Source organism: Pectobacterium carotovorum (genome assembly GCF_033898505.1).
Classification (GTDB): domain Bacteria; phylum Pseudomonadota; class Gammaproteobacteria; order Enterobacterales; family Enterobacteriaceae; genus Pectobacterium; species Pectobacterium carotovorum_J.
In genome coordinates, this window is the sequence record NZ_JAXAFK010000008.1 from 16081 (window position 1) to 28520 (window position 12440).

At 50.9% G+C, this 12440-nt stretch carries 18 protein-coding genes; 9 read left to right on the plus strand and 9 right to left on the minus strand.

Annotated elements, in window-relative coordinates; all coding sequences use genetic code 11:
- Positions 1 to 5: 5 nt before the first annotated feature.
- A complete protein-coding gene (locus R9X49_RS22000; RefSeq protein WP_319850394.1) occupies positions 6 to 962 on the minus strand; it encodes a plasmid segregation protein ParM in 957 nt (318 codons plus the stop codon).
- A gap of 299 nt (positions 963 to 1261) precedes the next feature.
- Between R9X49_RS22000 and umuD the strand changes: the two genes are divergently transcribed.
- Positions 1262 to 1696 carry a translesion error-prone DNA polymerase V autoproteolytic subunit gene (umuD, locus tag R9X49_RS22005; protein ID WP_319850395.1) on the plus strand — a complete coding sequence of 145 codons (435 nt, stop codon included), beginning with the start codon at positions 1262 to 1264 and terminating at the stop codon, positions 1694 to 1696.
- On the plus strand, positions 1696 to 2967 hold the full coding sequence (locus R9X49_RS22010; protein WP_319850396.1) for a Y-family DNA polymerase: 1272 nt from the start codon (positions 1696 to 1698) through the stop codon (positions 2965 to 2967). The genes umuD and R9X49_RS22010 overlap by 1 nt, the downstream gene beginning before the upstream one ends.
- Positions 2968 to 3186: 219 nt before the next feature.
- Here the strand turns inward: R9X49_RS22010 and R9X49_RS22015 are convergent, their stop codons facing one another.
- A complete protein-coding gene (locus R9X49_RS22015) occupies positions 3187 to 3534 on the minus strand; it encodes a molecular chaperone GroEL (RefSeq protein WP_319850397.1) in 348 nt (115 codons plus the stop codon).
- 90 nt (positions 3535 to 3624) lie between these two features.
- Positions 3625 to 4266 (minus strand): ParA family protein, encoded by a 642-nt coding sequence (locus R9X49_RS22020; protein ID WP_319850398.1) that lies wholly within the window; start codon positions 4264 to 4266, stop codon positions 3625 to 3627.
- 537 nt (positions 4267 to 4803) lie between these two features.
- Between R9X49_RS22020 and R9X49_RS22025 the strand changes: the two genes are divergently transcribed.
- A complete protein-coding gene (locus R9X49_RS22025; RefSeq protein WP_319850489.1) occupies positions 4804 to 5667 on the plus strand; it encodes a RepB family plasmid replication initiator protein in 864 nt (287 codons plus the stop codon).
- 212 nt (positions 5668 to 5879) lie between these two features.
- Here R9X49_RS22025 and R9X49_RS22030 read toward each other — a convergent pair whose 3' ends face one another.
- The 6 genes from R9X49_RS22030 to R9X49_RS22055 all read right to left on the minus strand — a co-directional run bounded on the left by R9X49_RS22030 (position 5880) and on the right by R9X49_RS22055 (position 8303).
- Positions 5880 to 6662: a site-specific integrase gene (locus R9X49_RS22030; RefSeq protein WP_319850399.1), complete on the minus strand. Its 783-nt coding sequence runs from the start codon at positions 6660 to 6662 to the stop codon at positions 5880 to 5882.
- Positions 6659 to 6991: a hypothetical protein gene (locus R9X49_RS22035; protein WP_319850400.1), complete on the minus strand. Its 333-nt coding sequence runs from the start codon at positions 6989 to 6991 to the stop codon at positions 6659 to 6661. The genes R9X49_RS22030 and R9X49_RS22035 overlap by 4 nt, the downstream gene beginning before the upstream one ends.
- 72 nt (positions 6992 to 7063) lie before the next feature.
- Complete coding sequence (locus R9X49_RS22040) at positions 7064 to 7327, minus strand: hypothetical protein (RefSeq protein ID WP_319850401.1); 264 nt, start codon at positions 7325 to 7327, stop codon at positions 7064 to 7066.
- A 10-nt stretch (positions 7328 to 7337) separates the two neighbouring features.
- Positions 7338 to 7553: a type II toxin-antitoxin system HicB family antitoxin gene (locus R9X49_RS22045; protein ID WP_319850402.1), complete on the minus strand. Its 216-nt coding sequence runs from the start codon at positions 7551 to 7553 to the stop codon at positions 7338 to 7340.
- A 113-nt stretch (positions 7554 to 7666) separates the two neighbouring features.
- Positions 7667 to 7975: a hypothetical protein gene (locus R9X49_RS22050; RefSeq protein WP_319850403.1), complete on the minus strand. Its 309-nt coding sequence runs from the start codon at positions 7973 to 7975 to the stop codon at positions 7667 to 7669.
- Positions 7976 to 8015: 40 nt separating this feature from the next.
- Positions 8016 to 8303: a hypothetical protein gene (locus R9X49_RS22055; RefSeq protein WP_319850404.1), complete on the minus strand. Its 288-nt coding sequence runs from the start codon at positions 8301 to 8303 to the stop codon at positions 8016 to 8018.
- 599 nt (positions 8304 to 8902) lie between these two features.
- On the opposite strand from R9X49_RS22055, the gene R9X49_RS22060 reads away from it, so the two are divergent.
- From R9X49_RS22060 to R9X49_RS22085, 6 genes are all read left to right on the plus strand, one after another.
- Positions 8903 to 9991, plus strand: coding sequence for a transcriptional regulator (locus R9X49_RS22060; protein ID WP_319850405.1), 1089 nt, complete (start codon positions 8903 to 8905; stop codon positions 9989 to 9991).
- A gap of 111 nt (positions 9992 to 10102) precedes the next feature.
- Positions 10103 to 10396 (plus strand): hypothetical protein, encoded by a 294-nt coding sequence (locus R9X49_RS22065; RefSeq protein ID WP_319850406.1) that lies wholly within the window; start codon positions 10103 to 10105, stop codon positions 10394 to 10396.
- A 177-nt stretch (positions 10397 to 10573) separates the two neighbouring features.
- On the plus strand, positions 10574 to 10900 hold the full coding sequence (locus tag R9X49_RS22070) for a hypothetical protein (RefSeq protein WP_319850407.1): 327 nt from the start codon (positions 10574 to 10576) through the stop codon (positions 10898 to 10900).
- Between the two features lie 203 nt (positions 10901 to 11103).
- On the plus strand, positions 11104 to 11358 hold the full coding sequence (locus R9X49_RS22075) for a hypothetical protein (protein WP_319850408.1): 255 nt from the start codon (positions 11104 to 11106) through the stop codon (positions 11356 to 11358).
- Entirely contained in the window at positions 11355 to 11930 is a 576-nt protein-coding gene (locus tag R9X49_RS22080; RefSeq protein ID WP_319850409.1) for a hypothetical protein, read from the plus strand. Before R9X49_RS22075 ends, R9X49_RS22080 begins: the two co-directional genes overlap by 4 nt.
- Positions 11931 to 11958: 28 nt before the next feature.
- Positions 11959 to 12402, plus strand: a complete 444-nt coding sequence (locus R9X49_RS22085; RefSeq protein WP_319850410.1) for a hypothetical protein — start codon at positions 11959 to 11961, stop codon at positions 12400 to 12402.
- The last annotated feature ends 38 nt before the right edge of the window (positions 12403 to 12440 follow it).

The following is a 12440-nucleotide window of genomic DNA, read 5'->3' on the forward strand; positions in this document are numbered from 1 at the left end:
GGTTTTTATCCAATAAGGTACATACCGTTAACTAAGTCGAACTGAGACGTACTGGTTTTGTAGAAACGTTCATCCCTGACTGCACAGTGTTTTTTGACTGCCTCTGCAATGAGTTCGGCGCCACCGCCAATGACCATTACATGCGAGTATCCCTCAAAGCGACTGACAGCTTCAATAACCCTGTTAACAAGCCGGCTGTGAGCCGATGTTATTGCTTCGCGAACAAGATCGATGCGTGAGGTATCGTTAATGCGTGAAGCCAAGTAAGCCGCATCGTTACGGTGAATGATGATATCGTCAGCCAGATAGCTGCTTCCCTTTGTGCGAGCCAGCGAAAGAGCGTCTCTTACGGCACCGGTAATCAGAGAGACGCCCAGCGTGGAATCACCGTAGATACGCGATATTCCGCGCATTTTTCCCATCACCTGAGAAATATCGAGTGTCGTTCCGCCCAGGTCAACGATCAGCAATGAATCAAGCTCATTCAGATTTTTAACGACCTCAAAACCAGCCGGGATAGATTCCGGCATCACGTCAACGTGACGTATTGAGAAGGTTTCTCCCCCATTGAGCTCCACCGGTCGTAGCAAGTTTGTTTTCTTGCGCAGAATGTTCCCTTCGTTGGGCTGGTTATTCTTGTCGTAATACTCCGCAAGCGGCAGTGTGACCACGATATCCACTTCACATGGGCCAATACCGCTGTTTAGAAGCGCGTGATGAACGGCTACAACGTTCACATCGCTGTACTGCCATGCAACGTTAGTCGTAACCACCGCCTCCGGACTTATCGGATCAAAAGAATACTGCTCCCCGTTAAGCTGATAGTTAAACGCCTGCTGAGCGCCGAACGCCACAGCCCATTCACGCTTGAAGCTGTTAGGGCTGATTGATTGCCTTACCTCTCCGGCTTCGTTCCATTGCAGTTTGATATTGGTAGAGCCGTCATCAATGAAAATTTTCATACCTTTCACCTTGGAATAGTTGGGATTGAAACGAGCACAAACAAAAACAAAATAGAGAACAAACAGAGAACAATAAGAGAATTATACAAATCATGGCCGCAATAGCAACCGCGCAAGAGAAGTATTTGAGAAGTATTTGAGAAGAAAAAAGAAAAGAACAGAGATTGCAGCTATTTATAAGCCAGGTATTTGCGCCTAATAATCAGCCGCTTGAAATAAAGGGACTGAGAATAGCTTGCTTAAAAGAGGAATCATAAAAATAATACTGTATATAAACACAGTTATGAAAGGGGTAAAAAATGGCTGAAATCAGTTTTATCGCACCTGCCGAATCACCCGATTTGATACAGCTGCCGTTATTCTACGATCGGGTCTCATGTGGTTTCCCTTCGCCTGCAGCCGACTATACAGAGTCCGAGCTGGACCTGAATGAATATTGTATCCAACGCCGCAGCTCCACCTACTTTGTCCGGGCCATAGGAAACTCGATGCACGACATTGGTCTACACAGCGGCGATCTGCTCATTGTGGACAAGGCCGAACGGCCGCAGCACGGCGACATCGTCATAGCCGAAATCGATGGCGAGTTCACGGTAAAGAAATTGCTCCTGACACCCCGGCTGGGACTGCAGGCGATGAATACCGCTTACCCTACACTTTGGCCAGATCCCGATAATCTCCAGATCTTTGGGGTCGTGACGGCTTTTATCCACAAAACTCGGGGGCGGGACTGATGTTTGCCCTGGCTGACGTGAACGCCTTTTACGCAAGCTGTGAGAAAGTTTTCCGCCCGGACCTGAGAAACAAACCTATCGTCGTCTTAAGCAACAACGATGGCTGCGTGATCGCACGCTCGAAAGAAGCAAAGCAACTGGGCATCAAGATGGGTATCCCCTGGTTCCAGCTGAAAACAATGCAGTTCCCTGAGCCCGTCATCACGTTCTCCAGTAACTACGAGCTTTACGCCAGCATGAGCAATCGAGTCATGGCGCATCTGGAAGAGCTGGCGCCTCGCGTGGAGCAATATTCGATTGACGAAATGTTTCTGGATATCCACGGCATCGATGCCTGTACGGATTATGAAACGTTCGGTCGGCAGCTGCGCGGGCACGTCTTAAGCGGAACCGGACTGACGATCGGTGTCGGAATGGGCCCAACCAAAACGCTGGCCAAGTCTGCACAGTGGGCTTCAAAAGAGTGGCCAGAATTTGGAGGCGTGCTAGCCCTGACTAGCGGAAATTCACTGCGGACGGAAAAGCTGCTTTCGCTGCAGCCGGTTGAGGAAATCTGGGGCGTTGGCCGCCGTATCGGCAAAAAGCTGAATACGTTCGGAGTGATAACCGCTTTGCAGTTGGCGCGCATGCCCCCTGTCTTTGTACGCAAGAACTTTACCGTGGTGCTGGAGCGAACCGTGCGCGAGCTGAACGGTGAGGCTTGTATATCTCTTGAAGAGGCATCACCCGCTAAGCAACAGATTGTTTGCAGCCGCTCATTCGGGGAACGCATCACGACATACGAAGCGCTACGGCAGGCTATCTGCCTGTACGCTGAACGCGCGGCCGAAAAACTGCGGGGAGAGCGCCAGTACTGCCGGCACATCTTGGTCTTTATCAAAACATCTCCTTTCGCCGTCAACGGATCGTATTACAGCAACATGGCAAGCGAAAAGCTGCTCATTCCAACCCAAGACACTCGAGACATTATTAACGCAGCAGTGAAGGCCCTAGATCGTATCTGGCTCAATGGGCATCGATATGCAAAGGCCGGCGTGATGCTGAACGACTTCACTCCCTGTGGCGTTTCTCAGTTAAATCTCTTTGACGAGGTCCAGCCGCGGCTGCACAGCGACGCGCTGATGAAGGTTCTGGACGGGATCAACAACTCAGGTAAGGGGAAAGTCTGGTTTGCGGGAAGAGGAATAGCCACGGAATGGCAGATGAAAAGAGATATGCTCTCTCCTGCGTACACCACCAGATGGAGTGATATCCCGACTGCACAATTTTAAAACTAGTCAATGAATAAACATCCTAAGGGAACCCCATAGGAACCCTTGGGATATCCGTTAAATACCTTTAATACATCCTCAAGATACAAACTCACTTCTTTGATTAGAACCGATCTCGAAGCATACCTTTAAGGTACACATTAGATATTTAAAAGGGATATTAAGGATACCAAATAAACATCTAATATATACACAGAGGATATCTAAAAGACACCCCTATTATTTCCCAATTGCACCGTCTCTCTCAAGCTTCTCCCTGATAGCTTCAATGATGTAAGAACTGAAATCGAGAGACGTCTTACTGGTAGTTTTAAGGTCGGCATGAGCCTCAAAATATGAAACAGGAATGGCTTTGAGATTTTTAGCTTTAGTCTTGGTAGGTTCAGGGCGGTCAGGAACCTGATTTTGCTTTTCAGCATCACCCGTGGCCTTATCTTCGTTGCTAATATAGTTACCCACTTTAGCTGCTTCATTTGCCGAAACAGCCTGTGAAGATGTCTGTAACCGGGCTGAGCCTACTAAGCTTTTGAGTTTCTCAGCCTGCTCATCAATTTTTTTTTTGCTCATGATTCGTTCCAGGATGTTTGTAGGACATTCTACAAATGCCTTTAAAATACTTGATAGGTATCTTATAAATATCCTAAGGATATCTATTCGTTAGCTTTTATCTACTATCAATTGCTTAATTTCTTGGACTAAAGCTATGACTTCCTTGCCGCCGGGAGTGCTGCGGCCGTGCAAGGTTTCGGTAATACCCATTCCACTTTCGATAACTTCTTCAAACTCAGCGCGAGAAGATATCCGACTGTTCATCAGCTTCAGGTGCTTAAAGGAAGGGAGTATTGCCTCAAGTTTTGGAAAGTTCTTCTTATTTGGATTAACTTTGCACAGGTAAAGATAGGCAGTGATATCTGTTTCCATGATTGAACTGATCTCATCAAGAACGCCATCAAAGTGCATTAGGCCAATTCGTTCTGTAAGAGAGTCTTTAGATGGAACGATGACACAATCTGCAAATGCTACTGCGGTACGAGTGAGATCAGAGTCGAAGCCACCACAATCTATAAACAGGTCTTTATCGCTGTTTTTGTATGGCGTCATTATTTCAATCAGTTCTTCGACAGTTTTTGGAACCTTCACGGAGATCGCTTTTCCATCTGGACGTAGACCCAGAATGATTGAAAGCCCAGTGTGTGTATCAAGATCCACGGCATCTGGGTCCATTTCACCAATAAGGTTTACTGATGTTGTAGTTTTACCCACACCGCCTTTTGGGTGAGCATTAGCAATAATCGACATGATATATCCCTTTTATCCTCATTTGATACCCATTGTGAACCCATAAGATACACAGTAGGTATCCAATGGATATTTATAGAGTACCTTTTTAAACTATAACGCAACTTGTTGTCAATGGGTTTAAGATACCCCAAAAATACCCGAATAGTATCTTGTAGATATCCCATAGATACACGACGATATAAAACATAATTTTGTGGGCTGCGGGGAAGTTGAACTTCCCCCCTGAAAAACCGTCTTTTTTTGTTTAACTTATCCACATATACACTTGATATTTCAATTATTTAGATCAGTATTAAGATCATAAAAGAAAAAGTAAAGATCACATACATTGTATCCTATTGAAAAAAAAGGATTAATCACCACTTTAGGCGGTCACTTTCATAAAAAAAGCGGTTATTTTCATAATTTTTGGCGTTTACTTTCATAATAAAGGCGGTTATTTTCATAATCATCGAGCGGTCACTTTCATAAAAATAGTGCTTCCAAGCTAACTTATGTGGATAACCTGAAAAAGTGAATGAAATCAATGAAGATATGAGTCCGTTTGCCATTATAAAGAAGGACTCTGGCACAGCTTATGAACTGGTTCCGAACGGTAATAAAACTGTACAACCAGTAGCGCTGCTCAGGCTTAGTGTGTTCACGCCAGTATCTCCGCGTGAAAAAGGAAAACGCGACTTTCAAATTGATGCTTCTGAAGAGCTTTCAAGCCTGGAGGTTGCTCGTCAGGAAGGTTATACGAACATAAAAATCCAGGGGGCAAAGCTGGGGATGTCCACCGATTTTAAAACCTGGATCGGTATTATTTCTGCATTTTCGAAATACGGATACTCAAGTGACAAAATCACACTGCCTTTTTCAGAGTTCGCAAGGATGTGTGGACTAAAACCTACGGATATCAATGGACGGGCCCGAAACCGCCTCAGTGATTCACTGTTTAATCTATCAAGCGTTACTCTTTCTTTCCGAAGTAAGGATGGCAAGCGAAGCCTCATAACCCACTTGGTTCAGCGTGCCGTTCTGGATATGGAATCGGATGTGGTAGAGATTGTTGGTGATCCGAGCCTGTGGGAGTTGTATCGATATGACCACAAAGTGCTGCTTGGCTTGAAGGCACTGTCTGAGCTCTCTCGTAAAGAAGCAGCACAATCGCTTTACGTCTACTTTGAAAGTATGCCTGCAGGTACTCTTTATGTCTCAATGAAGCGTCTGCGCGAGCGTTTGGCGATGGAGTCACAGGTCAAGGATCAGAACGCCATAATAAGGCGTGCCATGGGTGATCTGAGAAGGATTGGGTATCTCAATTACAACGAAATAAAGAAGGGACGGGAGATCATGTTCATCATTCATAACCGCTCACCAAAGTTAGGGCTTACAACCCCACCGAACCCTGATTAGCGGTTACTTTCATAATGAGATTTGTGATGGTAGGGTGCTTTCATAATGTATGAGGTAAAAGCGGTTATTTTCATAATGACGGAGGGCACCAACTGGGTTTTATTGGTGGATTTTCCGTAAAAACCATCAATTTTTGAGCAGCGATTATGAAAGTAACCCCTTTTTTGCAGAGTCATTATGAAAGAACACATCCAATTATGAAAGTAACCACCCTATGAAATACCTTTGAGCATGGCCACCGCATCAGCCCCCGACATCTGAAACTGCACCCGATGACGCGCCGCGACATCGAGCGCAAACACTTTGGTATACACCTCCGTCGAGCTAATAGATTTGTGCCCCATCAGCGCCTGCAGCACTTTCAGCGGTATACCGGCATACAGCATGTGCATCGCGTAGCTGTGACGGAAGGTATGCGGTGTCACCGGCACGGAGAACATCACCCCGTCGGCCGCGGCGGCCTCCACGGCTTCGCTGAGCCAGGTGCGTACGGTCCGATCGGTGATCTCCCAGACGCGCGCCTTTTCCATTCGGCCGGTGCGCTTGTTACGGCGCTCCAGGGGGATCTTCAGTGTTGCAATCATCATCTCCAGCTGCGCCACGTACTGCTGATCGGACAGCGGCACCACGCGGTTCGCATCAAACCCCGCGGGCAGACGACCGGCCCCGCGGGACGCCTTTTCACTGCGCTGCTTGAGTGTGGCCAGCTGCACGAACGGGAAGGGCGGCACCAGTACAAAATCCCCCCGCGTCAGCGCCAGGGCTTCATTGATGCGCGCGCCGGTGTTCCACAATGTACTGAAAAGAGCTTTGCGGTACAGATCGGGAATATAGTGGAGCAGGGCACTGATCTCCGGTGCCAGCAGGTATTTGGGGGCACTGTCGTGAATAGCGGCCATCTGACGCAGCGCCAGGGCAGACGGGTAATCGATAGCAACCGGCAGTTGGGGTGTCGCTCCCACAGGGTAGGGGGCGGGCAGCAAGGGCGTCGTCATGACAGCTGGCCATCAGCACATTGCCGCGCCAACCACGTCATGGCCGCGTCGGCATAGCTTTCCCCTGCCGTCACCTTTAGTTTCCCGGTTAGCTCTAACTGACGACCAAAATCGGCCAGCTGGCGCTGCATGGCCAGCAGGTTATCCAGCTGTGACAGCGAAATGCAGACGCTCTGGATCTGGCGCGCAAACGCATCCAGTTCCTCATCGGCATTAACGCCAGCCCGGAAGGGCAAGGGGCGCTTGATACCGTCTTTGTCAGACTGCAGCTGCTGGCAGAGCAGCAGCAGGTTGATGCCTTGCTGCGATAAAGACGTGTGTTCTGACATCCTGTTGTTCTCACTGAGTGTAAACGATGTGTACCTTAACCCCATGGCAGCGGAAACCGCCGATATCCCGCATTACTTTTCCCGCAAAAATCTCAGCCCCATATACATGGCTAATCCGGCGCCAACGGGAACATAAAACCCCGCAAAATAAAAAAACCAGGGTTTAGGCGATATACCGGCATACAGCGTCAGTGTGGCCAGGCAACCCGCACACGCTGCGGCGCTAAAACAGGCGCCAACCAACGCATATGACGTGTCCTTTTCCCTGAGGCTATTGACGGTAGTCTCGACTTTACGATAGTCCGGATCGACATCATCATCTTGTGGTTCTGACATGCTGCTGCCCCTATTCTTTAAACGGCGCGATCCCGTCACGCTGGCACTCATCCAGAAAAACGGCCAGCGAGATCGCCCCCTCCCGTTTCAGCCCGTCAACGCTGTCAGCGTAAAAATCGGCTCCGCCGTTCAGCCCGATAAAGTCGCCGCGCAACAGCTCGGTTTCCGGGTCAAAACTGATCTCTGCCGTCTGGCCATTAATTTCCAGGGTGTTCATCTTTTTCATTGCTACTTCTCTCTATGGTGTGGTGATAAAAATACAGCCCGCCATCGGCAGGCTAGAAGGCTGTCATGCTAATATCCAGATCTATGGTCTGGAAGTCTGTACCCGTTTTCCCGTCAGGGCTGTTCCGACATAAAACGCGCTGGCTCAAACGGCCAGCGCTGGTCTCCTTGCGAGTACACTTCAATCCACTGCAGGGTTCCCTGGGTAAAATGCAGGTAATAGCCTTCCCCTGCGCTGAGGGTTAGCATGCCGTCAAAGTCGATGTCTTTCCGTTCACTCTGGTCCAGCCAGCACAGCAGACGTCCTTCGGGGGTTATCTCGTAAAAGTCACCCGTGCAATCCAGATTTTTGGTCTGGAAGTCTGTACCCATTTTCCCGTCCGGCATCCGGTAGCGAAACCTGACCGTGTCAAACATTCCCATACTCTGCATCCTTAACGCGGTGAACAATCCCGCACGGGTATTAACTAAACAGACAAAGTCGCGTGATGGCGTCGTCTCTTACCGTGAGATCCAGCGCCCACACTTCCCGAAAAGAACTCAGGTGCGATGTGGCAGGCGGCCAGAGCACGACCGACCAGCGGTAGCAGCCCGGCATCCCCAGCTTTTTGGCGACCACATCACCGTGCTCGTCAAGAAGGAAAAACTGCCGAACGGGGCTGTCGTCCTCGGTGGCCAGCAAACCGGTGTAAAGCGTCACGGTTTGGTGGCCATCAGCAATGAGTGCATCGATAACGTCCTCACTCTCCATACCTACCCCTTAAAGCAATACTCACCCCGCGTCATTATCGTGAGTCGCCCCTTGACGGCGCGTTCTGCATCCGTCAGCGGCGTGAATATGTTTCGGCTAATTTTTTTCGCCGTGAACGTCACTAACCTGATAATCACTTATATGATAATCACCTCATGCGTTATCACCGGGATAAATTACCGCACCGCCCGTTTTCGGTGATCCGACTTTTCCAGTATACGTGGTTTTCGGAAGAAGACCACGCCCGCCGCTACCGCGTGGGCGCCGGTTCGCCCCGCCCGCGCTGAGTAGCGCGGGTGCCAGGGTGACACCAAATATCTGTATTGTTTCAACCGGTTGAACGGGATGGCGGCGGAATGCAGACGCCCCCGACGCCGGTGCGGAGTGACAGATCCGAGAATGCCGGAATTCGGATCTTGGATACAGAAAGGTACCAACCCTTGTATTCACCCCTTGGCTTATGACATCATGTCATTAGTTTGCATTGATTTAATTGGTATAGCGTCACTGCATAAAGCAATAATCACATCATGCTGCATGCCGTCATCGCTATTATCCCGCCCTGACAGTAGTCGGGGTGCCTGACAGGAGATCTTCCCGTGCTGAGCCAGCTAACCCTGCGTTTTCCCAAAAACCTGATTGAACGTCTGAAAAACCGCGCCACTACCGAAAATACCTCCGTCAATGCCCTGGCCGAACGGCTGATGGAAACCAGCCTGCAGGGCAGCGCTGCGGGCGAGGAATACCTGCGTCTGGCTACCGATCCGGATGAAGCCCTGCGTCAGCTGTACCGTCAGTTGATCCTGGGTCAGCATTTCGGTGTGTCGTCGCCGTCCCGAGCGACCCTGCAGTTCCTGCTGGAGCTGGCCCATCAGGGTTACAGCCGCGGGCAGGGACAGCTGATCAATATCTCCCGCCTGCAGGTGCTGCTGGAGATCACCTTTGCGCTGCTGGACTGGCAGGTGGAAAATCAGCAGGAGGTGGATGCGCCGTACCTGAAAGGCACCTTTGGGTTGCGGGGGGATGACTGGCAGGAAGAGTGCCGGGGATTTCTGCAGCAGCTCACGCCGGGGATCACCCAGGACTATGCTGAACAGCTGCTGCGGCCGCTGGCCAGCGGGGCGTTTGATCTGAATACGTTCCCGGATGAGGTACTGGCTACGGTCTTTACCCGTCGTCGGTTGCAGACCCTCTTCCCACTGTGTATCTATGCCCGTGACTGGGACTTTGACACCCGACGCCGTTTTATGGATCAGGTGCGGCCGGTGATCCCCGCAGAGCGGAAAACCTTTGATGCCGGTACGATACAATTTGATATTCGTATCAGCGGACAAGAGCCCGGTATCCGTTCCGGGGGATGGTACGAAAATCCCCGCCTGTACCTGCTGCTGACGGGGCAGGACTTTATCATGCCGTTTGGCTGGGAGTCGTTCAGCGAGCTGCTGCGCATCCTGACGGTCTATCACTCTCATCCGAACATCCTTCACCATGGCTATCAAGGCCAGCGGGCGATGTTTTCTCCCCGCGAAACGGCCGACAATCAGGTGGTCATCGGCCTCGATACCCTGCGGGTGTACCTGACTGAAGCGCGTTTTGCTGAACTGGTACCTGAGTTTGTTACCTGTTTCAGCAACGGTGAGCTGACGGCCTCGCTGGAGAGTCTGCAATGCCTGTATGGGGATCTCTGATAGGGTAGGTTTTACCCTGCTAGAATATGCACCGGATCGGGCTGGACGCGTTCAGAAATGCCCAGCGTTGCGCAGGCGCAGCGTCACCGAGCCGCTAACACAGGAGAGCGTATGGGAGTCATGAGCAAAACACTGGGCAGAATGACGGGCGTGACAACCCTGTTTGAGGGCACGATAACCCGCACCGCCCATGTGATGACCAGTGTGTCCGAGGTCATTTTTTTTGGGGTTCTTTTCAGCGAAAAAGATGAGTGGATCAGGGTGGCGACAGCCGACATGACGCTGGCTGAACGTATCGCCTTTCTGCAGTCCGGAGAGCGTGTCCGGATCAAGGTACAGGGGAAGATCGTACAAGGCAGAAGCAGAAGCCAATATCACCAACTGGTCAGCGTGGAGATGATTTAACATCATGATGGTGATTGAGTTTATCCTGAGTTCTTTTGGCCTGCCGGTGCCGTGTCAGGTGAACCAGGGCAATGAATAACGCGGCTGACCACCCAACAGGCCAGCCACATGATACGGCAACGGCGGCATCAGCATTTCGCTGTTGAACTCACCCGCCATAACCCCGAGAGATAGAAGATGAGAACAATCACCACACGCGAACAGTTAATGGTTAATGGGAAAGTCAGAGAACGGGTTGCCACGCATATTCTGATCGGCGCAATCGGCTATGAAACGCTGTGCATAAGCGGTTATAACACTCGTTACAGCGACGAGCGGGTACTGATTCAACATTGCGAAAAGCTGGCTGAAGGCGAACTGCCAATCACCTGTCTGAGCTGTTTCTGTGTGTGGGATGACGTGCATACGTTTCAGCCTGGCGACTTCGACACTGATTCCGGCAAGGGAGGCTATGTTGAAACCGACCACACGGCGATCGCGGTACACCCTCAATCCTGCGAATAGCCGCGTCTGCCGGAATTCGGATCTGCGCGGCGGGAACGCCACCGATGATATGATTTAATGACAGAGTGAATAAAATCATATGTGATATGATAATTATCATATTGGCGTCATGTCATATTTGATATGATGATGAATAGAATAGATAGTAATCATTTATCGTATGATATTCTCATCATGACGCATAACCATACGGAGCGGGCAGAATGGATGAACCACTGAATTTCTCACTCAGCTATGAAAAACTCACCCAGTTTGCGGAAGCACGTATCCGTGACTGCGATCTGGACAGCCAGGGCATGATTTACATCAGCGAATCGACCAAGGCCGCCGCCATTCTGCGATTCTGGTATGCACTGGCCCTTAATGGCGACGGCCCACTGAATGAGAGAGAAGCGCGCGTTGAAGCCGATTACGCACGCCTCAGAAAACTTGTCTGGCCGGAGACTGACAAGCCATGACGCAGGTCCGCCGCCCCTCACCGTTGCAACAGCGTATTCTCATTGTGCTGGCTGCACTGGAAGAACGCCACTCAGGACCGGTACGCACCCTGGATATCGCAGACCTGCTGGAGCAGGCTGACGACCAGCCGGTGTATGCCAATAACCTGCGCGAGTCCTGCAAGCGCATGGAAGTGACCGGCTGGCTGCGCACCCTGCGCGCGCCAAACCTGCAGCTGGCCGTCGAACTGACCGACGCCGGGCGGCACGTCGCCGCGCCGTTATTGGCCACTGAGCGGGAAGCGGAACGCGCACGCCAGCGGGCCGCGGACGTGCGGGTATTGCCGGTGCGACCGGAGAACGGGACGCGCATCGAGCACGACGTCACCCTGGACGGCACGGTGTACCCGGCGTGGCGGGGGGATTTTGTGGTGCGGCTCGACGGCCGTACCTGCCTGCAGCTGTGGCACGCGAACGGCCGGCGCACGGTACTGGAGGGCGACGCCCTGCAGGTGGCCACCTGGTATCAGGCCTGTTTTGCGGCGGGGCTGCCGGTGCAGTGTCAGGTGAATCAGGACAGGGCACCCTGCTGATGTCCGCCACAGGCCAAGCTACAGGATCATGATGGTTGATAAAGGAAAGCTAATGGGCAGTGTTAAAAAAGACAGGAAAGCGAAATGTGGTCATCTGAATCGGGGGTTCTTCGTTCTGACAGCGATCTACACGTTATGGTTCCTCTATTTTGTATTGGGCGGGGCGGTAGGCTGGGTGTGGAACCCCATTAATATCCTGACGCTGCAGGCTGCCGGATTACACGGAACGGTGCAAGGCGCCTGGGAAAGCTTTTCATTTTTAGGCAATGCCAAAGAGAAATTTAATGCGCTATTTTCACTGATGGTGATTTTCATTCTTGTGTTTTTTCAAATTGCTGTTTTTACCAAAGCGATGGTCGCAGTTCAGGATCGGTGGCTGAGGAAAGTCATATTCTGGATAACGGATGACCGCGTTATTGCACGGTATTATGGCGTGATGTTATGTAAAAGAGACGCGGGCTCCTTATTATAATATGTCGTAGCTTATCAGGCTTGCCAGTGCAGGTTCAG

Coding starts and splice junctions, on each gene's coding strand:
- R9X49_RS22000 (WP_319850394.1), bottom strand. CDS start 962: ATGAAAATTTTCATTGATGACGGCTCTACCAATATCAAACTGCAATGG.
- umuD (WP_319850395.1), top strand. CDS start 1,262: ATGGCTGAAATCAGTTTTATCGCACCTGCCGAATCACCCGATTTGATA.
- R9X49_RS22010 (WP_319850396.1), top strand. CDS start 1,696: ATGTTTGCCCTGGCTGACGTGAACGCCTTTTACGCAAGCTGTGAGAAA.
- R9X49_RS22015 (WP_319850397.1), bottom strand. CDS start 3,534: ATGAGCAAAAAAAAAATTGATGAGCAGGCTGAGAAACTCAAAAGCTTA.
- R9X49_RS22020 (WP_319850398.1), bottom strand. CDS start 4,266: ATGTCGATTATTGCTAATGCTCACCCAAAAGGCGGTGTGGGTAAAACT.
- R9X49_RS22025 (WP_319850489.1), top strand. CDS start 4,804: ATGAGTCCGTTTGCCATTATAAAGAAGGACTCTGGCACAGCTTATGAA.
- R9X49_RS22030 (WP_319850399.1), bottom strand. CDS start 6,662: ATGACGACGCCCTTGCTGCCCGCCCCCTACCCTGTGGGAGCGACACCC.
- R9X49_RS22035 (WP_319850400.1), bottom strand. CDS start 6,991: ATGTCAGAACACACGTCTTTATCGCAGCAAGGCATCAACCTGCTGCTG.
- R9X49_RS22040 (WP_319850401.1), bottom strand. CDS start 7,327: ATGTCAGAACCACAAGATGATGATGTCGATCCGGACTATCGTAAAGTC.
- R9X49_RS22045 (WP_319850402.1), bottom strand. CDS start 7,553: ATGAAAAAGATGAACACCCTGGAAATTAATGGCCAGACGGCAGAGATC.
- R9X49_RS22050 (WP_319850403.1), bottom strand. CDS start 7,975: ATGGGAATGTTTGACACGGTCAGGTTTCGCTACCGGATGCCGGACGGG.
- R9X49_RS22055 (WP_319850404.1), bottom strand. CDS start 8,303: ATGGAGAGTGAGGACGTTATCGATGCACTCATTGCTGATGGCCACCAA.
- R9X49_RS22065 (WP_319850406.1), top strand. CDS start 10,103: ATGGGAGTCATGAGCAAAACACTGGGCAGAATGACGGGCGTGACAACC.
- R9X49_RS22070 (WP_319850407.1), top strand. CDS start 10,574: ATGAGAACAATCACCACACGCGAACAGTTAATGGTTAATGGGAAAGTC.
- R9X49_RS22075 (WP_319850408.1), top strand. CDS start 11,104: ATGGATGAACCACTGAATTTCTCACTCAGCTATGAAAAACTCACCCAG.
- R9X49_RS22080 (WP_319850409.1), top strand. CDS start 11,355: ATGACGCAGGTCCGCCGCCCCTCACCGTTGCAACAGCGTATTCTCATT.
- R9X49_RS22085 (WP_319850410.1), top strand. CDS start 11,959: ATGATGGTTGATAAAGGAAAGCTAATGGGCAGTGTTAAAAAAGACAGG.